This is a genomic window from Arthrobacter sp. W4I7, assembly GCF_030816215.1.
GTDB classification, from domain to species: Bacteria; Actinomycetota; Actinomycetes; order Actinomycetales; family Micrococcaceae; genus Arthrobacter; species Arthrobacter siccitolerans_A.
The window spans coordinates 4147088-4166468 of sequence record NZ_JAUSXU010000001.1 but is presented as its reverse complement, the minus strand read 5'-3'; the positions used below and the strand labels follow the sequence as shown (position 1 = coordinate 4166468).

The window sequence follows — 19381 nt, the reverse complement described above, 5'->3', positions numbered from 1 at the left end:
CGGATTCTGCCAGCGAAGGCCGGCAATCGAACGGCTCTTATCGAACGAGGCAGGGCCGCTTGGGGTCGAAGGACCAGCCGTCGATGTAGTACTGCATGCCGATGCTGTCGTCACGGGCGTCGAGGCCGTGCGCAAGGTACAGCTGGTGCGCCTTGTCCAGGGCTTCGCGGTCCAGTTCGATGCCGAGGCCGGGGGCGTCCGGAACCTCGATGGCGCCGCCCCTGATCTGCAGCGGTTCCTTGGTGAGGCCCTGCCCGTCCTGCCAGATCCAGTGCGTGTCCAGGGCCGTGATCTCGCCCGGAGCCGCAGCACCCGTGTGGGTGAACATGGCCAGTGAGATGTCGAAGTGGTTGTTCGAGTGGGAACCCCAGGTGAGGCCGAACTCGTGGCACATCTGGGCCACCCGCACCGAGCCGTGCATGGTCCAGAAGTGCGGATCGGCCAGCGGAATGTCGACGGCGTTGCTGCGGATGGCGTGCGACATTTCCCGCCAGTCGGTGGCGATCATGTTCGTGGCAGTCTTCAGCCCGGTGGCCCGGCGGAACTCCGCCATGACCTCCCGGCCGGAGAAGCGCCCTTCAGCGCCACAGGGATCCTCGGCGTAGGCTACAACGCCCTGCATCCGCTTGCCCAGCCGGATGGCTTCATCCAGGAGCCAGCCGCCATTGGGGTCCAGGGTTACCCGGGCCTCGGGGAAGCGCTTGGCCAGCGCCGTGACAACGTCCACCTCGTCGTCGCCGGACAGCACGCCGCCCTTGAGCTTGAAGTCGCTGAAGCCGTACCGTTCCTGTGCTGCTTCGGCCAGCGCGACGACGGCGTCCGGCGTCATGGCCTCCTGGCGCCGGAGCTTTTCCCACCGGTCAGCCGGGGCTTCCTCCACGAGGTACGGCAGGTCCGTGCGCGCGTGGTCGCCGATGAAGAACAAGTAACCCAGCATGGGTACAGAGCTGCGCTGTTGCCCGTCGCCCAGCAGTTCAGCAACAGGCAAGCCCAGGTACTGGCCGTGAAGGTCCAGCAGGGCTGACTCGACGGCGGTCACGGCGTGCACCGTCGTGCGCAGGTCGAAGGTCTGCAGGCCGCGGCCGCCGGCGTCGCGGTGGGCGAACTCGGCCGCGACCTCGCGCAGCAGGGAGCGGTAGCGGGCCACCGGCTGGCCGCTGATGAGTGCGCCGGCTTCCTCGATGGTGGTGCGGATTTTCTCGCCGCCGGGGACTTCGCCCAGGCCGGTGCGGCCATCCGAGTCGGTGATGATGACGATGTTGCGGGTGAAGAAGGGGCCGTGCGCGCCGCTGAGGTTCATCAGCATGCTGTCATGGCCCGCCACCGGCACTACTTCGATGCGGGAGATGGTGGGTTGGTTGCTCATGCTCCTACCTCGGCCTTCTCTGCTGCAGGGACAACTTCACCGTCGATCCTTCGGTTCAGGTGCCAGGGGTTGGCGTCCTGAAGCGGGACCGGCAGCAGTTCCTGGGGCAGGTTCTGGTAGGCGACGGGGCGGAGGAAGCGGTTGATGGCGAGCGTCCCCACGGAGGTGGTGCGGGAGTCGGAGGTCGCGGGGAAGGGGCCGCCGTGGACCATGGCGTGCCCCACTTCGACGCCGGTGGGCCAGCCGTTGACGATGATGCGTCCCACTTTCTGCTCGAGGGCCGGGATCAGGGGCGCCGCCGTCCGGTAGTCCTCTTCGGTGAGCTGCAGGGACGCGGTGAGCTGTCCTTCGAGCCGGTTGACGGCCGCGATGAGTTCTTCCACGGAGCCGTAGCGGATGACGAGGCTTGCGGCGCCGAAGATCTCCTCGTGGAGGACGTGGTTGGACACGAAGTCTTTGACCTGGGTGCCGAAGATGGTGGGCGCCGGGGCGTTTTTGGTCGCCCCTGCAAGACCCTGGCCGATGAGGTCCACGCCTGCTGCGCTGCCCAGTGCTTCCGTGCCCGCATTCCATGAGCCGGCGATTCCTTCGGTGAGCATCGTCTGGCCTGCGCAGGCGGAAACAGCACGGCCGACGGCGGCAGCGAGTTTGTCGCCCAGCTCACCTTCGGGGGCGAACAGCAGTCCGGGGGAGGTGCACAGCTGGCCCGAGCTGCCGGTGACGGCGGTAACATACTGCTGCGCCAGCGCGTCGATTTTTTCGGGCGAGCCCTTCAGGGCGCCCGGGAACACGAACACCGGGTTCAGCGATGACATTTCCGCGTATACCGGGATGGGCTCGGGGCGGGCGGCCGCGGTGCGCATCAGTGCGATGCCGGCACTTTGTGAGCCGGTGAAGCCCACGGCCTTGATGGCCGGGTCTGCCACGAGGGCCTGGCCGATGCTGCTGCCCGGGCCATAGACCAGGGAAAAGACTCCGGGATGGAGGCCGCAGTCCTTGACGGCTTTGGCGACGGCCTGGCCAACGAGTTCGCCGGTGCCGGGGTGGGCGTTGTGGGCCTTGAAGACTACGGGGCAGCCTGCAGCGAGGGCCGAAGCGGTGTCTCCGCCCGCCGTCGAGAAGGCCAGCGGGAAGTTGCTGGCGCCGAAGACGGCAACGGGGCCGAGCGGGATCTGACGCTGGCGGATGTCCGCCCGGGGCAGGGGAGTGCGTTCGGGCAGGGCCGGATCCACGCGGACGCCACGGAAATCACCCTGGCGGACGACGGCCGCGAAGAGCCGCAGCTGGCCGGTGGTGCGTGCCCGTTCGCCGGTCAGCCGGGCCGCGGGCAGCCCTGTTTCCTGGCCGGCGCGGATGATGAGTTCGTCGCCGATGGCGTCAATGTTGTCCGCGATGGCCTCCAGTAAACCGGCGTGGGTCTCCGGGTCCAGCGTCGAGAAGGACGGGTAGGCGGCGGCAGCGGCGGCGGTGGCCTTTCCGAGCTGGTCCTGGGTAATCAGGGAATAGGCGGGATCGAGCTGTTCGTTCGTGGCGGGATTGAAGCCGAAGGTTGTTTTTCCTTCGCCGACTACGGGCTGTCCGGCGATCAGGGAGTGTCCGGTGAGGGTCACGATGGTTTCCTCCTAGTGGGGATGGATCAGGAGACGGTGGCAATGAGGGCTTTGAGGTCCGCGAAATCCTGCTCCGCAAGGTTCTGCAGCGGCGGGCGGACAGGGCCTGCGGAGCGGCCGATGGCATCGAGCCCCGCCTTGACGATAGACACCGAGTAGCCTTTCACGCGGTCGCGGATGTCCAGGTACGGGATCACGAAGTCGTTGAGCTTCTTGTTGACGGCCACGCGGTCGTTGTTGCGCACGTCCTGGTAGAAGTCCAGGGCGAACTGCGGAACGAAGTTGTACATGGCGCTGGAGTAGGTGCTCATGCCGAGCTGCAGCAGGGGAAGCGCGAAGGTTTCGGCCGTGGGCAGGCCGCCGAGGTAGAAGAGCCGGTCGCCGAGCTTGGCGTAGACGCGGGCGTCATGCTCAAGGTCTCCCACGCCGTCCTTGAAACCGATGAGGTTTTCGTGCCGGTCGGCCAGCGTCGCCACGGTGGTGTCCTTGTAAATGGCGTTGGCCCGGTTGTAGATGATGACACCCAGGGACGTGGCGCGGCACACCGCGCTGACGTGCTCAACCAGGCCTGCCTGGTCCGCTTCGGTCAGGTACGGGGGCAGCAGGAGGATGCCTTCCGCACCGGCTGCTTCGGCAGCCTTCGCGTTCTCGATGGCCTGGGCAGTGGACCCGCCCGCGGAGGCGAGCACAGGAACGCGGCCGCCCACTTCCTCCACGGCGGTGCGGACCACGTGGGCGGACTCCGCCGGCGTCAGCGAAAAGCCTTCGCCTGTGCCGCCGGCCGCGAAGAGGCCGGCGACCGGGAAGCTAGCCTGCCACGCCAGGTGCTCGCGGTAGTTTTCCTCATCGAACTGCAGCGCCGCGTCGAATGAGGTCACGGGGAAGGACAGGAGGCCTTCCTTGAGAATGTCCGCCAGTTCCTGGGGTGAGTGCTTTGCCACGGTGTGGTCCTCCGGTAAGTGCGCCTTTCGGCGGCGCGCTGATGATTCCTTTCCAGACTAGGAGCGGTGCTGATGCCTGTCTAAGTGCATTTTTATATCTATTGATACCTTGGGAGCATGATGTCACGTTGAGGCGGGAAACTACTCCATCGAGAACTCCAGGTCCCGCAGGAGGCGTGACAGTGCAGGGTTGGTGATCCTGCGGTTCCAGAGCGCGTGCAGTTCCACCTGCTCACCTTCGCCCGCTGCAAGCGGCAGGAACTCCACACCCTTGATGCCCAGCAGGGTGGCTGAATGGGGCACGAAGGCCACTCCCCGGTTGGCCGAAACCAGCGACACCATGGTGAGGATCTGGCTGACGGTATGCACAACATTGGCGTGCCGGATCGGCAGCATCCGCACCACGAGGTCGTAGAAGTAGCGGGCCTGGGTGGGTGAATGCATGATCAGGGGTTCGTCTTTGAAGTCCTCCGGAGTGATGTCCCGGCCCAGCAGCGTCAACGGATGCCCGGTGGGCGCGGCCATGACCAGGGATTCCCGGTACAGCAGATGCGAATCGAAGGTCTCGCTGTCGAAGGGTGGACGGGCCAGGCCAAGGTCGAGCTCGCCGGTCAGCAGGCCGCTGAGCTGGTCCCCCGTCACCAGCTCCTGGAGATCGATGTCCACTTCCGGGATGATTCCCGCGAGCTCTTCCAGCAGTGGTCCCAAAATGCTGAAGCCACTGGCCGCGGTGAAGCCGATGCGCAGGATGCCGGAGCGCCCTGAAGCGATCCGGCGGGCGGTCACCGGCGCCCGTTCGGCTAGCGCCATAAGGCGCCGGGCTTCATCCAGGAACGTCTGCCCGGCGGACGTCAACTGGACTTTCCTGTTGTCGCGCTCCAGCAGTTCCGCCCCGATGATCTTTTCAAGTTTTTGGATCTGCCGGCTCAGCGGCGGCTGGGTCATATTCAGTCGCTCGGCGGCCCGGCCGAAATGCAGCTCCTCGGCTACGGCGATGAATCCGGCCAGCTGGTCGAAAGTAAACATGATGCCTTCCGGGTATCAAATGATGCTGATTTGGGCTTAGACAAGCATCATAACGGCTCCCTACACTCGTTCGAGCAAGCCGAAGTGATTCGGTTCACAGCACCGTCCGGGAGCATCCCGGAGTTTTCATGAGGAGTTCCAATGAAGCACTTCCCCACACGCCGTTCGGTCCTCGGCGCGGCTTCGGCCATTACGCTGCTGGCCATGACCGCTTGCGGCAACGTCGCCGGCGGCCAGGCCAAAACCGCCGATTATCCCTCCGGGCCCATCAACCTCACGGTGGGCCAGGCAGCAGGCGGCAGCACGGACCTCATTGCCCGCGCGCTGGCCGAAGGCGCCTCCAAGACCTTGGGCAAGCCCGTGCCCGTAGTCAACAAGCCCGGCGCCAACGGTGCCCTCGCCACCAAGGAAGTTGCCGGCAAGCCCGCCGATGGGCAGGAACTGGTCCTGCTGACCGCTTCGCTGATCACCATCACGCCGCTGGCTGTCTCGCCTGACGAAGCGGTCAACATCGACGACCTGGACATCATCGCCGGACTGTCCCAGGACGACTACGTCCTGGTGGCCAGCCCCGGCTCCGGCTTTAAGTCCTTCAAGGACGTGACCGACGCCGGCCGCAGCGTTACCTTCGGCACCACCGGCGTTGGCACCGGCAGCCAGCTGGCCCAGACCGTGCTCTTCAAGCAGGCCAACGTCACCGGCACCGACATCCCCTTCGACAGCGGCAAGCCGGCGCTGACGGCGGCCCTGGGCAACCAGGTAGAGCTCGCCACCATCCAGCTCGGTGAGGCCATGCCGCAGATCCAGGCCGGCAAGGTGTCTCCGCTGCTGGTCTTCTCCGAAGAGCGCAACAGCTTCCTTCCGGATACCCCCACCGCCAAGGAAGCAGGATATGACGTTCCGGTGGCGCAGTACCGTGCGGTCGCCGCTCCCAAGGGCACGCCCCAGGAGGTCAAGGACAAGCTGTACGGGGCATTCCAGGAAACCTTCAAGTCGGACGCCTACAAGGAATTCAACAAGAAGAACATGCTGACCCCCAAGGAAATCCCCGGCGCGGAAGTTGTGACCGAGTGGAAGGAATACGCAGCGAAGTACAAGGAACTGGTGGAGAAGTACGGCATCAGCCTGAGCGGAAATAAGTGATCCCTGTGACAGGAACACCCGCAGTACCCGCCGGAGGCAGCAGCGCGGCTGCCGCCTCCGGCGGGGACGCCCCCCACAGCCTTCCCGGTGACGTCCTGGACGACCTCACACCCGAGCAGCTTGCGGCACAGTGGGAGGAAGAAAAGCCGCCCGCGGCCGGTCCCCTCGCAAACGCAGCCTCCTCACTGGTGGTCATCGGTGTGGGCATTGGCGCCGTGGTCCTCTCCATTGCCATGGGGCTGGGCACTCCGGAGAAGCCGCAGCCAGGCCTCTGGCCGTTCATCATCAGCGCTGTCATGGTGGCCCTCGGGCTGTTCCAGCTGATAGCCGGCCGGCGCAACCGCGATGCCGAGAAATTCACGCGGATGTCCGCCGCGCCGCTGACCGGCCTGGTAACCCTCGCCGCCATGGTGGCCCTGATGCCGCTAATCGGTTTCGAGCTGCCGGCCCTGGTCCTGTGCATCATCTGGATGCGCTTCCTGGGCGGGGAAACCTGGCGCTCCACCCTCGTGGTCAGCGCGGCCGTCGTCATTGCCTTCTACGGCATTTTCGTCCTTGCACTCAACACCTCCATTCCCCACCTCTTCTAGGAGACCTACGTGGATTTTCTGAATCCCGTTATCAACGGATTTACGGTTGTCCTGGAGCCGACCAACCTCCTTTACTGCCTGATCGGCGTCGTCATCGGCATGCTGATCGGCGTGCTGCCCGGACTGGGGCCCGCGGCAACCATCGCCATCCTTCTTCCGCTCACGTACAACGTGGAGCCCGTCACGGCCATCATCATGCTGGCCGGCATCTTCTACGGTGCACAGTACGGAGGCACCATCACCTCGGTGCTCCTGCGGCTCCCCGGGGAGGCCTCCTCGGTAGTGACGGTCTTTGACGGCTACCAGATGGCCAAGCAGGGCCGGGCCGGCACCGCCCTCGGCCTGGCATCCATCGGCTCCTTCATTGGTGGCACCGCCTCCATCATCGGACTGACATTCCTCGCCCCGCTGGTGGCCAGTTTCGCGCTGGACTTTGGTCCGCCCGAGTACACAGCCCTGGCATTGCTGGGCATCCTGCTGGTAGCCACCATCAGCAATGGCGCCAAAGCCAAGGCCCTCATCGCCGCGGCCCTGGGCCTCCTGCTCGCTACGATTGGCCGGGACATCTTCACCGGCGAAAGCCGGTTCACCTTCGGCAACCTGCAACTCGCCGACGGCATCGACTTCGTGCCCATTGCGATGGGCATCTTCGGCCTCGGCGAGATCCTCTACAACCTGGAGGAACGGCACCGCGCGGCCAAGGCGCCGTCGAAGGTCACCAACGTCTGGCCCTCTCGGAACGACCTCAAGCAGGCCTCCGGAGCCATCGGCCGCGGATCCGTGCTGGGCTTCTTCCTCGGCATCCTTCCCGGCGGTGGCGCGACTATCGCTTCGATGGCCTCCTATGCGATGGAAAAGAAGCGCGCCAAGCAGCCGGAACGGTTCGGCAAGGGCGCGCCGGAAGGTGTGGCAGGGCCGGAAACCGCCAACAACGCGGCAGCGACGTCGTCGTTCATTCCGCTGCTGACGCTCGGGATACCGGCCAACGCCACCATGGCGCTGATGTTCGGTGCGCTGCTGATCCAGGGCGTTACGCCCGGTCCGCAGCTCGTTGAGCAGAACCCGGAGCTCTTCTGGGGCGTGGTGAACTCCATGTACATCGGCAATATCCTGCTCCTCATCATGAGCCTGCCGCTGGTGGGAATCTTCGTGAAGATCCTCCGCGTCCGGGCCGCCATCCTGGCGCCCGTCACCGCCCTCATCACGCTGCTGGGTGCGTACACGATCAACAACAGCATGTTCGACGTCACGCTCGTGGTCGTTTTCGGCATCGTCGGCTACCTCATGAAAAAGTTTGGCTTCGAACCAGGCCCCCTGGTGCTGGCCTTCGTGCTCGGCGAACTGCTTGAAAGCTCGATGCGCCGCTCCCTGCTGGTCTTTGGCGGTAACCCGTCGGGCTTCTTCGGGCGCCCCATCTCCGCCACGCTGCTGGTGGTGTTCGTCCTGGTGGCCGTCCTGCCCGCCATCCGCACCGCCATCGCCAAACGCAAAGGCACGACGGCGTCCGCCAGCGCAGCCGCCGAGGGCGCCGCCCACACGATCAAGGAGAAGGTATGAGCATCATCGTCGGATTCGTCCCCACCCCGGCAGGCGAGGCCGCCCTCGCGGCCGGCATCGCCGAAGCGAAGCTCCGCCAGCAGGACCTGTTCATTGTGAACTCCGCCCGCCAGGGCGCCCTGGTGGATAAATCAGTGGCCACCGAGGACGTCCTGGCCCAGGCAGCCAAGCGGGCCGCCGACGTGGGAGTGACGGCAACTGTCATCCAGCCGCCCTACCAGCACGATCTGGCGGACGAGTTCCTGGACGTCGCAAGGGAAGTGGATGCCTCGCTGATTGTCATCGGCCTGCGGCACCGCACCCAGGTGGGAAAGTTCATCCTGGGCAGCCACGCACAGCAGATCCTGATGCAGGCTGACCGCCCGGTCCTGGCCGTCAAGGCCGACGGCGGGCACTTCTAGGATTGCCCCTTGGCGTGCTCCACCAGCGCGTCAAGGACCGGCAGTTGGCCCTTGACCAGTTTGAGCCGGGCCTCCGGTTCCGGAAACCAGCGGGCGTCATCGATTTCCGGGTACTGCTGGATCCGGCCTGAGCCCTTGGGCCACTCCAGCGGAAAGGTATTGCTGACGATCTTCTCGGGCTGGAAGTCCTGCTCCGCAGCGTAGACGGTGATGATCTTGCGGGAGGGCTGCCGGAACTCTCCGAGGTGCGCGTAATCGGCGGCAGGTGGGGGAGTTCCCATCTCCTCGGCGAACTCCCGGAGGGCGGCCGCCAGCGGATCCTCGTCCTCCGTGTACTCGCCTTTCGGAATGGACCAGGCATGGGCATCCTTGCGCGCCCAGAAGGGCCCGCCCATGTGGGCTATCCACACCTCCACAGTGCCTGGGTCCGTGCGCCTGTACAGAAGGAGTCCTGCACTCCGAACCGGCATCATGCCTCCGTCCTGGACGTGAATTCCATAAGATTCCTAACCGCCGTCAGGCGTTAACGTGCAGTTCACAGCCCTGCTTTAGGTTATTCCTTCAGGCACTCTGCTCGAAGGGACCCGTCATGGCCAATATCGCTGAGGTTTTGGGGCGGCTTACGCCGGAAGAACTTGATGAGCTTCGCAATCTTGGCCCGCAGGGCCACCTGCCGCGGCATCTGGTGGCTGCCTTGGACCGCGCGGCCGGCGGCGCCGGAAACGGCCGCGGTTACTACGTGCCCACCGGAAACGTCAGCGCTACCGGCGGCCCCCTCCTGGTGCTGCGCAGCGATGTTTCGGGCTGGCTTTTCGGCTCCCACCGGGACGATCCGGACTCGTTGCCGCAGCACGGCTAGCACCGGGCCCGTAATCTGCGGCTAGCCAATCAGAAGGCTAAGCGCCTCCGTCAGGTGCTCCACTTCGCGCACCGAGAAGCCTGCCGGGATGGGCCCCGGTCCGGCGTGGCTCGCGGGTACCACGGCGTGGGTGAATCCGAGCCGGTGTGCCTCCTGGATGCGCTGGTTGATGCCCGGGACCGGGCGGACCTCGCCTGCCAGTCCCACCTCGCCGAAGGCGATCAGCCGGATGGGCAGGGGCTTGCGTGCCTTGGCCGAAGCCACGGCGAGGGCAACGGCGAGGTCCGTGGCGGGTTCGCTAAGCTTCACCCCGCCCACGGTGGCCACGTAGGAATCGTCCTTGTGCAGCAGGGTTCCCGCGCGCTGCTGCAGCACCGCCAGCAGCATGGACACCCTTGAACTGTCCAGGCCGCTGGTGGCCCGGCGCGGCTGCGAGTTGGGGCTCTCGGCCAGCAGCGACTGCACCTCGGCCAGCAGGGGTCGCCTGCCCTCCATGGTCACTGTGATGCATGTGCCCGAGACGGGGTCCTTGGTGCGGCTGACAAACAAGCCGCTGGGATCGGCGAGCCCTTCGATGCCGTTTTCGTTCAGGTCAAAGCAGCCCACGTCATCGGTGGGCCCGTACCGGTTCTTGACGGCGCGCAGCATCCGCAGCCGGGAATGGCGTTCGCCCTCGAACTGGCACACCACGTCCACGAGGTGCTCCAGCAGACGCGGCCCGGCGATGGAGCCGTCCTTGGTCACGTGGCCCACCAGCAGGGTGGTCATGTTCCGCCGCTTGGCCGCGGCAATGATGGACGCCGCCACTTCCCGAACCTGCGAGACGCCGCCGGCACTGCCGTCAACGTCGGCGCTGCTGAGGGTCTGCACCGAGTCCACGATCAGGAGCCGGGGCTCGATCTTTTCCACCTGCCCCAGCGCCTGGCCCAGATCGGTTTCCGCGGAAAGGTAAAGCGATTCGGCGACGGCGTCGATCCTCTCCGCGCGCAGCTTCACCTGCGCTGCTGACTCCTCGCCTGTGACGTAGAGGACGTCCTGGGCGGTCCGGGCGAACTTCGCTGCCACGTCCAGCAGCAGGGTGGACTTGCCAACGCCGGGTTCCCCGGCCAGCAGGATCACGGCGCCCGGCACCAGGCCGCCGCCCAGCACCCGGTCCAGTTCGTCCACTCCCGTAGGCAGGAACGCCGCGGTAGTGGCATCCACTTCGGCAATTCGGCGGGCCGGCTCGATGACTGTAGTGGCCGCCGTCGTACGTGCCACTGTGGTGCCCGTTTCCTCCACGGTGCCCCACGCCTGGCACTCGCCGCAGCGCCCCACCCATTTGACGGTGGTCCAGCCGCATTCGGCGCACTTGTAGGCGGGCGCCTTGGACGCCCGGGAAGTCTTTGTTGCCATGGTTTCCACCCTAGTGGCGGGCACCGACAATCCCCGCCCGCACCCTAACCTCGCACGCTCGGCCAGGGAACCCTGCGGGCGTGGGCCCAACCCGCACCCTAACCTCGCACGCTCGGCCAGGGAACCCTGCGGGCGTGGGCCCAGCCCAACCCTAACCTCGCACGCTCGGCCAGGGAACCCTGCGGGCGTGGGCCCAGCCCAACCCTAACCTCGCAAGCTCGGCCAGGGAACCCTGCGGGCGTGGGCCCAAGCTCGACCACCGAAGGCCCGCCCGACCCTAAAGCGCCGGCAGCACGTCCCGGGCTTCGCGCGCATCCATCCCCGTGGCCTCGAGCAGGTCCACCATCAGGGGCCGGTAGAGCATCACCACCGTTTCACCTTCCAGCCGCTGCACTTCCAGCAGCTTCGGGTGCAGCCGCAGGGCAATCTCGCTCAGGTCCCGGCGGGCCGTGCGCAGGTGGGCGCGGCGGACGCCGTCGTGCGATTCCGCCAGCCCCAGCGAGAGCTCGTCAATGGCGGCAGCGGTCTCCTGCAGCACCTCCGCAATGTTCTCCGTCGCCTCGTCCGACAGGGCCGCGTTATTGATGGCGCTGGTGAGCCGGCGCGCGAACACCCGGCTGTTCCGCAACGCCAGGTCGATGAAGTCGAGCGACTGTTTCAGCTGCTCCAGCTCGTCCCGGTGCCGCCGGTAAGCGGGCGCCAGGCGGGCCACCTCTCCGGATGAGCGGAGGGACTGGCGCATTGCATCCACCAGTGGCTGGCAGTTCCGGCCCCGGATAAGGGCGTGCCAGGCCTGGCTTGAATCACTGTTGGCCATCGCCCCGGCGCACTCCCGCAGCACCTCGGCCAGTTCATGCAGCAGCTTCTGGACATCCTTGCGCGGCTCCCGCCGGGGATCCTTCGGGATCAAAATCGTCACGAGCAGTGCGCAGACCCCACCCACTACCGCGTCGATGCTCCTTGTGAACGGGCCACCGGCCGGCGCGGGCAGCAGCACCACCAGAACGGACTGCAGCGCCAGTTGGGTGGTGAAGATGGTGCCGCTGTCCAGGAAGCGCGCCAGCAGGATAGAGAAAAGAAGGACGACGGCGGCCTGCCAGATTCCGCTGCCCAGCCAGTGCAGGAGCAGGTCACCCACGGCAATGCCGATGGTGCAGCCCACTCCCACCTCCACCACCCGCCGCAACCGCGGTTCCCGCGAGAAACCCAGTGCGATCAGGGACGAGGTGGCAGCGAAGAGGGGCCCGGAGTGGCCCAGCACGTACTCGGCGAAGGCATAGGCGCCTACAGCGCACAGGGTCATCTGAATGGCGGGAACAAGGGAATTCCGGCTGCGGATCAGGCCCGTGCGGAAACGGCCGTGCAGGAAACGCCTGCTTGCTGAAAGTCCTGCTGCCTGGGCCATGACGTCCAGTCTATTTGCTGGCTGTCCGTTTGCCGGCGGCGCACTACGGCCGGCCATGTGATCTGCGCAATGGGGACCCGGCACTTGTCAGCGAATATCCCGCCGTCGTTAATGTTCCGTTCACTTTGGTCAGCCCATCCCGTTACCTGCGCCCCATAACTTCATTGAAGGTACAGAACGTACGCATCGCGCTGCAGGGCCTCTCCGTCCTTGCTCCGCACCTGAGAAAACCCTGGAAGGGGTACATCTAGTGAAGGCACTCCGCTTCGGCCGCCACGCGGCTATCGCTGTTATCGCAGCCGGCGCACTCGCGCTCACGGCCTGCGGTTCAGACAACGCCACGGGCACCGCTCCCACAGGCGGCCAAACGCCTGCCGGCCCCAAGGTCACCGGCACCCTCACCGGAATCGGCGCATCCTCCACCGGGGCAGCCATGGACGCCTGGAAGGCCGGCTTCGCCAGCGCCAACCAGGGCGCCACCGTGCAGTACTCCCCGGACGGCTCCGGCGCGGGACGCAAGGCAATCGTTGACGGCTCGGCACAGTTCGCCGGCTCTGACGCTTACCTGAAGGACGAAGAGCTCGCGAGCTCCAAGACAGTCTGCGGTCCCGACGGCGCCATCAACGTTCCCGTCTACATCTCGCCGATCGCCGTGGCCTTCAACGTTCCAGGCGTGACCGAGTTGAAGCTGGACGCAGCCACCGTGGCCAAGATCTTCCGCGGCCAGGTCGCCAAATGGAACGATCCCGCCATTGCAGCCCTCAACGAAGGCGTCACCCTGCCGGACCTCAAGGTCACCCCGGTGAACCGCTCGGACGACTCCGGCACCACCACCAACTTCACCGACTACCTGGCTTCGGCGGCACCTGAGGTCTGGACGGACAAGTCCGCCGGCATCTGGCCCGCAAGCCTGCAGGGCGAGAACGCCAAGGGCACCTCAGGCGTGGTCAAGACCGTGACCGACACCCCCGGCGCCGTAACCTACGCCGACGACTCCGCCGTGGGCGGCAAGCTCGGCACCGCTTCCATCAAGGTGGGCGGGGAATTCGTCAAGATCTCCGCTGATGCCGCCTCCAAGGCAGTGGAAGCCGGCAAGCCCGTCGAAGGCCGTTCCGCCAACGACGTCGCCATCAAGCTGGACCGCAAGACCACCGCTTCCGGCGCCTACCCGGTGGTGCTCGTCTCCTACCACGTTGTCTGCAGCGCCTACGACAAGCAGGAGACCGTTGACCTGGTCAAAGCGTTCGAGAACTACGTAGTTTCCGAGGAGGGCCAGAAGGCCGCCGCGGATTCAGCGAAGTCCGCACCGCTTACCCCGGCCCTGGCCAAGAAGGCCGCAACGGCCATCGAGTCCATCAAGGTCAAGTCCTAATTACCGCACCGAATCCGGGTTCCCCGCCTGCCGTGAGGCAGTGCGGGGAACTTGGCTTTGGACGCCACGCTTTCCAGTCTTTAAATAACCTCCACGATCGAAGGGCCGTCGAATGACCGCCACCCCCCTGACCAGCACCCAGGGCGCCGGCCGCGCCGGGGACAAAATCTTTTCGGGTGCCGCGCTGGCCGCCGGCTGCCTCATTCTCGCCGTCCTGTTCGGCGTCGCGCTCTTCCTGGTGGTCCAGGCCATCCCGGCGCTGACCGCACCGGCCGCCGGGATCCAGGGCGGCGAAGGTTTCTTCGCCTACATCTGGCCCATCGTGATCGGCACGCTCATCGCCGCGGTGATCGCACTGGTGATCGCCACGCCTGTTGCCATCGGCGTTGCACTGTTCATCTCGCACTTCGCGCCGCGCGGCCTTGCCGCCGGCCTGGGCTACGTGGTGGACCTGCTCGCCGCCATCCCCTCCGTGGTCTACGGCGCCTGGGGTGCTGCGTTCCTGGCCAAGGAAATCTCCCCGGCCTACAACTGGCTGGCCCAGAACATGGGCTGGCTGCCCATATTCCAGGGACCTGCCTCGGCCACCGGCAAAACCATCCTCACCGCAGGCATCGTCCTCGCGGTGATGGTGCTGCCCATCATCGCCTCGCTGTCCCGCGAAATCTTCCTCCAGACCCCCAAGCTGCATGAGGAAGCCGCGCTCGCCTTGGGCGCCACCCGCTGGGAAATGATCAAGATGTCGGTCCTGCCCTTCGCGCGGCCGGGCATCATCAGCGCGGTGATGCTCGGCCTGGGCCGCGCCCTCGGCGAAACCATGGCCGTGGCCCTGGTCCTCTCCTCCGGAGCCCTGACCGCCAGCCTGATCCAGTCCGGCAACCAGACCATCGCAGCAGAGATCGCCCTGAACTTCCCCGAGGCCAGCGGGCTCAAGGTCAGCACCCTCATCGCTGCCGGCCTGGTCCTGTTCATTATCACCCTGGCCGTGAACATGATCGCGCGCTGGATCATCACAAGGCACAAAGAATTCTCGGGAGCCAACTAAATGACCTCCACGCTCACGCCCGTCCGCAGCAAGCGCTCCACGCTCACCAAGGGCCAGCTGCCCAAGTATGCCCCCTACCTGGTTCTGGCCGCCGCCCTCATTGTGGGCGCCGCGATCCTCGCCCTGGCAGGGTTCAACGCCTTCGGCTGGGGAATCGTCTCGGCTGTCCTGTTCGCCATCGGGCTGGTGTCCTGGAGCGCCGCGGTGGAGGGTTCCCGCAAGGCGAAGGACAAACTGGCCACCTGCCTGGTGGTGGGGTCCTTCCTGGTGGCACTGCTCCCGCTCGTCTCGGTGATCTGGACCGTGCTGGTTAACGGCGTGCCCGGGCTGCTCACGCCGGGTTTCCTCGGCACCTCCATGAACGGCGTGACCGGTGTTTTCGACAACAAGGCGGTGGAAGAAGGCGCAGCCGTCAGGGGCGGCATCTACCACGCCCTCCTCGGCACCCTGCAAATCACCCTGCTGGCCACTGTCATTTCGGTGCCGGTCGGCCTGCTCACCGCCATCTACCTTGTGGAGTACGGCCATGACGGCCGGCTGGCCCGCGCCATCACGTTCTTCGTTGACGTGATGACCGGCATCCCCTCCATCGTGGCCGGCCTCTTCGCCGCCGCATTCTTCTTCGCTGTTGCCGGCCCCGGCACCAAGACAGGCGCCGTCGCCGCCGTCGCCCTTTCCGTCCTCATGATTCCCGTGGTGGTGCGGTCCAGCGAGGAGATGCTCAAGATCGTGCCCAACGAACTTCGGGAAGCAGCCTACGCGCTGGGCGTGCGCAAGTGGCGGACCATCATCAAGGTGGTGATTCCGACGGCGATCTCCGGCATCGCTTCGGGCGTCACCCTGGCCATCGCCCGGGTGATCGGCGAGACGGCGCCCATCCTGGTCACCGCCGGCTTCGCCACCAGCATCAACTCCAACGTGTTCAGCGGCTGGATGGCCTCGCTGCCCACGTTCATCTACACCCAGATCCTGAACCCCACATCGCCGGCGAACCCGGACCCGTCCTCCCAGCGGGCCTGGGGCGCCGCCCTGGTGCTGATCATCCTGGTGATGATCCTCAACCTGGGCGCCCGGCTGATCGCCAGGGTCTTCGCCCCCAGGACAGGCCGCTGACGCCTGCTCCCTGCTTTATGCCGGCACTCCCATTCCGCTCCTTCGGGCCGGAACCTAGACTTCAATCCACCCCCAGTTAGTGAAGGAACACCATGTCTAAGCGCATCGACGTCAAGGACCTGAACGTGTACTACGGCGATTTCCTCGCAGTGGAAGACGTCAGCATCAACATCGAGGCCAAGTCCGTCACCGCGTTCATCGGCCCCTCCGGCTGCGGCAAGTCCACCTTCCTGCGGACCCTGAACCGCATGCACGAGGTACTTCCGGGCGCGCGGGTTGAGGGTGAGGTGCTCCTCGACGGCGACAACCTGTACGGACCCGGAGTCGACCCCGTCACCGTCCGCTCGCAAATCGGCATGGTGTTCCAGCGGCCCAACCCGTTCCCCACCATGTCCATCCGGGACAACGTGCTGGCGGGCGTGAAGCTGAACAACAAAAAGATCTCCAAGGGCGAGGCCGACGTCCTGGTGGAGCGTTCGCTGAAGGGCGCCAACCTCTGGAACGAGGTCAAGGACCGCCTGGACAAGCCTGGTTCCGGCCTTTCCGGTGGCCAGCAGCAGCGCCTCTGCATCGCCCGGGCCATCGCCGTGGAGCCGCAGGTGATCCTGATGGACGAGCCCTGCTCCGCCCTGGACCCCATCTCCACCCTGGCCATCGAAGACCTCATCAACGAGCTCAAAGACCAGTACACCGTGGTGATCGTGACGCACAACATGCAGCAGGCAGCCCGCGTCTCGGACCGCACCGCCTTCTTCAACATTGCCGGCACCGGCAAGCCCGGCAAGCTCATCGAAATCGGCGACACCCACACCATCTTCAGCAACCCCACCCAGAAGGCCACGGAAGACTACGTCTCCGGCCGCTTCGGATAAGCCCCGGTGTGCCGACGGGATCTTATGCAAACGCCGGCAGGAAGCTGCTGCGAACCGCCGCTTTTCCTATCTGGCGGGGGCCGTCGTCGTGCGCCTACTCAGGGACTTCAAGCTGGAACCCGCACCGGCAGCGCAGCACCCTGGTAGGCAGTGACACGGTGTTGAGCCCGTTGGCGCCCTCGCTCTGATAGCACAGGCGTTCTATCTCGAATTCGGCTTCCTCCATGGGGAATCCGCAGTGGATGTAGTCGTCACCGAACATCACCACCTTCGCCATCCAGCGCACCTGGCCCAGAGCCGCAGCCACGTCGGCCGCATAGGCGAGGTGTTCGTGGAACCGCTGGCACTCGTTGCAGGTATAGGAGACAGTCACCAGGTCGCCATGGGCCGCTTCGATCGCCATGATCGCATGGATGGTCAACTGCTGTTCCGTCCCGCAAAGCTCGCAGCGCATCTGCCGCGGCTGTGGCGCGTTGTTCGGGGGAGTCAAGTGCGACATGACGCCTGGTCTTTTCCACGTTTGTGCAGCCAGGCCGCCGATATGCTGCAGCGGAATTATCCGCGGCCCTGCACCCGGCGGCGGATGTCAGACCCGGCAAGCAGCCCTGGGGGTCTGTTGTTGAATCTACGGCACAGGCTTCCGGCTGTATAGATCACCCGCCGTATAGATCTCGGGCTGTACAGGCCTGGGGCAGTACGGATCACCGGCTGTCGAAGGGCGCAGGGGGCGGCGGTCCCTGTCATAGACAGGCGGACCGGCATGGGCGCGTCATCCCGGCAGTGGCGAAAGTGCCAGCGCCAGCACGAAGGCAAGCACGGCCGTGGCCACCGGGGTCAGGACCCAGAGCCCCACGATGCGGATCACCAGCTTCCGGTTGGTCACCGAAAAGTGCTGGTTCTCTCCGGCGCCCAACACTGCCGAGGTGACTGTGTGTGTGGTGGAGAGCGGCCAGTGCAGGCCGATGGCGCCCACAAAAAGCATCACGGCGCTGAAGATCTGTGCCACCGAGCCCCGCAGCGGATCGATCCTGGTGATTTTGTAGCCGATGGTGTGCGAGATCCGCCAGCCGCCGCACATTGCGCCGGCGGTGATCATCACCGCGGAAAGCAGGGCCACCCAGACGGGGATGGTGCCGCCGCCGGAATAGCCGCCCGCCAGCAGGGCCAGGAGGAGGACGGCACTGACCCGCTGCCCGTCCTGCAGGCCGTGGCCGAATGCCACCGCTCCGGCGGCGATGGACTGGCTCCTGCGGAACCGCTGGTTCACCACATTCGGCTGGGTGTGGCGGGCGGCCCAGGTGGTGGGGTAGACGAGCAAAAACGCGCCGCTATAGGCGACCAGCGGCGACAGTACCAGTGGCAGGATGACCTGGACCAGTAAGGAGCGGTCCGCCCCTCCAACGCCCAGCCCGCCCAGGGCGAGGCTGGCGAGCCCGGCCCCGGCGAGGCCGCCCACCAGGGCATGGGTGGAGGAAGCGGGGATGCCCCGCCACCACAAAAGGATGCCCCAGGCGATGGCGCTGGCCAGGCCGGCGAGGAGGATGCTGAGTCCGTCCGTCCCGGCGGGAAGGCTGATCCAGGTCTGGCTGACGGCGACCGCCAGTCCCGCGCTGACCAGCGCGCCGATGAAGTTGAAGAAGGCGGCGAGCAACACTGCGACGGTGGGGGTGAGTGCCCTGGTGCGCACGGCAACGGCCACGGAGGTGGAGACGTCGCGGAACCCGTTGAGGAAGGCGAACACGGCGGCCAGGAGCACCACGGCGCCGAAGATAACTTCGGCCACCTCACGATTCCTTGACGATGATGCTGCCTACCTGGGTGGCGATGCGCCGCATGTCCTTGGTGACGTCCACCAGCTGGTTGGCAATATCGCGGTTGCGGGAGTACTGCGCCCACTTCATGTCGCTGATCATGTCCGCCACCCACACCCGGTGCGTCCGTTCGGCGCGCTTGGCCAGCCGGAGGATTTCGATCCAGTAGTCCTCCAGGTCGTCCAGGTCGTCGAGCCGGCGCATGGCGTCCACCGTGAGCTCGGCTTGCCGGCTGATGATTTCCAGCTGGTCCGCGGCCCGTTTGGGCAGCCGCTCCAGCCGGTACAGCGCCACCAGTTCTGCGGCGGCATCCAGCTTCTCGATGGCCTCATTGAGGTAGCGGGAGAGGGCGTACATGTCCTCGCGGGGCAGCGGATTCACGAAACTGGTGCGCATGTGGGTGAGCAGGGCGAAATGCAGTTCGGCGGACCGTGCCTCGTGGTTGTGCATGTCCTCCACGAGCTTGCCGTGCTCGTCGGCGGGGACACCAAGGATTTCGGCGAGCGTGGCGCTGCCCAACACGATTTGTTGCGCCATTTGCGATAAGAGGTTCAGCCCGGCGGGCTCCTGGGGAAAAAGGCGCAGTTTCACGTAGTTACCGGTCTCCGGAAAAAGTACAGGGCGGGAGTTGCCTGCCGTGTGACCTGACCCCGGCGCAACCAACGCTAACTCTACCGGTCCGCAAAAGGCCCCTGAAATGGGCTAACAGGAAGAGGCGGGCCAAGACCGGACTGACAGGCGGCGGGCATAAAAATGGTGCCGAACCGGATACGCCTCTCGGCGGTAGGCCGCTCTAGGCGGCTAAATGTTGAAGCCCGGGGGTTTCGCGGCTCGGCACCAGTTTCAGTGTTCTACGTTGGTTGGCCCAAGTCAAC

General features: G+C 65.8%; 19 protein-coding genes. 9 read left to right on the top strand and 10 right to left on the bottom strand.

Annotated elements, in window-relative coordinates:
• Positions 1 to 37: 37 nt before the first annotated feature.
• The 4 genes from QF047_RS18915 to QF047_RS18900 all read right to left on the bottom strand — a co-directional run bounded on the left by QF047_RS18915 (position 38) and on the right by QF047_RS18900 (position 4943).
• Positions 38 to 1366: an enolase C-terminal domain-like protein gene (locus tag QF047_RS18915; RefSeq protein WP_307280222.1), complete on the bottom strand. Its 1329-nt coding sequence runs from the start codon at positions 1364 to 1366 to the stop codon at positions 38 to 40.
• The gene (locus tag QF047_RS18910; protein ID WP_307280219.1) at positions 1363 to 2976 is read right to left on the bottom strand and encodes an aldehyde dehydrogenase (NADP(+)); all 1614 of its coding nucleotides are present in this window, start codon (positions 2974 to 2976) and stop codon (positions 1363 to 1365) included. Before QF047_RS18910 ends, QF047_RS18915 begins: the two co-directional genes overlap by 4 nt.
• 26 nt (positions 2977 to 3002) lie before the next feature.
• Positions 3003 to 3917: a 5-dehydro-4-deoxyglucarate dehydratase gene (gene kdgD / locus QF047_RS18905; protein ID WP_307280216.1), complete on the bottom strand. Its 915-nt coding sequence runs from the start codon at positions 3915 to 3917 to the stop codon at positions 3003 to 3005.
• 141 nt (positions 3918 to 4058) lie between these two features.
• Positions 4059 to 4943 carry a LysR family transcriptional regulator gene (locus tag QF047_RS18900; RefSeq protein ID WP_307280213.1) on the bottom strand — a complete coding sequence of 295 codons (885 nt, stop codon included), beginning with the start codon at positions 4941 to 4943 and terminating at the stop codon, positions 4059 to 4061.
• A gap of 141 nt (positions 4944 to 5084) precedes the next feature.
• On the opposite strand from QF047_RS18900, the gene QF047_RS18895 reads away from it, so the two are divergent.
• From QF047_RS18895 to QF047_RS18880, 4 genes are read left to right on the top strand one after another with little or no spacing between them, the layout of a single operon-like run.
• Positions 5085 to 6086: a tripartite tricarboxylate transporter substrate binding protein gene (locus QF047_RS18895; protein WP_307280211.1), complete on the top strand. Its 1002-nt coding sequence runs from the start codon at positions 5085 to 5087 to the stop codon at positions 6084 to 6086.
• A 5-nt stretch (positions 6087 to 6091) separates the two neighbouring features.
• On the top strand, positions 6092 to 6676 hold the full coding sequence (locus QF047_RS18890) for a tripartite tricarboxylate transporter TctB family protein (protein WP_307280209.1): 585 nt from the start codon (positions 6092 to 6094) through the stop codon (positions 6674 to 6676).
• A gap of 9 nt (positions 6677 to 6685) precedes the next feature.
• Positions 6686 to 8233, top strand: a complete 1548-nt coding sequence (locus QF047_RS18885; protein ID WP_307280206.1) for a tripartite tricarboxylate transporter permease — start codon at positions 6686 to 6688, stop codon at positions 8231 to 8233.
• Positions 8230 to 8634 (top strand): universal stress protein, encoded by a 405-nt coding sequence (locus QF047_RS18880; protein WP_306637677.1) that lies wholly within the window; start codon positions 8230 to 8232, stop codon positions 8632 to 8634. The genes QF047_RS18885 and QF047_RS18880 overlap by 4 nt, the downstream gene beginning before the upstream one ends.
• Here QF047_RS18880 and QF047_RS18875 read toward each other — a convergent pair.
• Positions 8631 to 9104 (bottom strand): NUDIX domain-containing protein, encoded by a 474-nt coding sequence (locus tag QF047_RS18875; protein ID WP_307282073.1) that lies wholly within the window; start codon positions 9102 to 9104, stop codon positions 8631 to 8633. The two genes, QF047_RS18880 and QF047_RS18875, sit on opposite strands and share 4 nt — an antisense overlap.
• A gap of 119 nt (positions 9105 to 9223) precedes the next feature.
• Between QF047_RS18875 and QF047_RS18870 the strand changes: the two genes are divergently transcribed.
• The gene (locus QF047_RS18870; protein ID WP_306637678.1) at positions 9224 to 9493 is read left to right on the top strand and encodes a hypothetical protein; all 270 of its coding nucleotides are present in this window, start codon (positions 9224 to 9226) and stop codon (positions 9491 to 9493) included.
• 21 nt (positions 9494 to 9514) lie between these two features.
• Here the strand turns inward: QF047_RS18870 and radA are convergent, their stop codons facing one another.
• Both radA and QF047_RS18860 read right to left on the bottom strand, forming a co-directional pair.
• Complete coding sequence (gene radA, locus QF047_RS18865; protein ID WP_307280199.1) at positions 9515 to 10888, bottom strand: DNA repair protein RadA; 1374 nt, start codon at positions 10886 to 10888, stop codon at positions 9515 to 9517.
• A 277-nt stretch (positions 10889 to 11165) separates the two neighbouring features.
• Entirely contained in the window at positions 11166 to 12293 is a 1128-nt protein-coding gene (locus QF047_RS18860) for an aromatic acid exporter family protein (protein ID WP_307280198.1), read from the bottom strand.
• A gap of 250 nt (positions 12294 to 12543) precedes the next feature.
• On the opposite strand from QF047_RS18860, the gene pstS reads away from it, so the two are divergent.
• From pstS to pstB, 4 genes are all read left to right on the top strand, one after another.
• The gene (gene pstS, locus QF047_RS18855; protein WP_307280195.1) at positions 12544 to 13665 is read left to right on the top strand and encodes a phosphate ABC transporter substrate-binding protein PstS; all 1122 of its coding nucleotides are present in this window, start codon (positions 12544 to 12546) and stop codon (positions 13663 to 13665) included.
• 112 nt (positions 13666 to 13777) lie between these two features.
• Positions 13778 to 14710 (top strand): phosphate ABC transporter permease subunit PstC, encoded by a 933-nt coding sequence (gene pstC, locus QF047_RS18850; RefSeq protein ID WP_307280192.1) that lies wholly within the window; start codon positions 13778 to 13780, stop codon positions 14708 to 14710.
• Positions 14711 to 15823: a phosphate ABC transporter permease PstA gene (pstA, locus tag QF047_RS18845; protein WP_307280190.1), complete on the top strand. Its 1113-nt coding sequence runs from the start codon at positions 14711 to 14713 to the stop codon at positions 15821 to 15823. It begins immediately after the preceding gene.
• A gap of 92 nt (positions 15824 to 15915) precedes the next feature.
• Complete coding sequence (pstB, locus tag QF047_RS18840; protein WP_307280186.1) at positions 15916 to 16695, top strand: phosphate ABC transporter ATP-binding protein PstB; 780 nt, start codon at positions 15916 to 15918, stop codon at positions 16693 to 16695.
• A 94-nt stretch (positions 16696 to 16789) separates the two neighbouring features.
• On the opposite strand, the gene QF047_RS18835 is transcribed toward pstB, so the two are convergent.
• The 3 genes from QF047_RS18835 to QF047_RS18825 all read right to left on the bottom strand — a co-directional run bounded on the left by QF047_RS18835 (position 16790) and on the right by QF047_RS18825 (position 19097).
• Complete coding sequence (locus QF047_RS18835) at positions 16790 to 17194, bottom strand: hypothetical protein (protein ID WP_306637684.1); 405 nt, start codon at positions 17192 to 17194, stop codon at positions 16790 to 16792.
• Between the two features lie 270 nt (positions 17195 to 17464).
• Entirely contained in the window at positions 17465 to 18478 is a 1014-nt protein-coding gene (locus QF047_RS18830; protein ID WP_306637685.1) for an inorganic phosphate transporter, read from the bottom strand.
• Between the two features lies 1 nt (position 18479).
• Positions 18480 to 19097: a DUF47 domain-containing protein gene (locus QF047_RS18825; RefSeq protein WP_306637686.1), complete on the bottom strand. Its 618-nt coding sequence runs from the start codon at positions 19095 to 19097 to the stop codon at positions 18480 to 18482.
• Positions 19098 to 19381 lie beyond the last annotated feature (284 nt).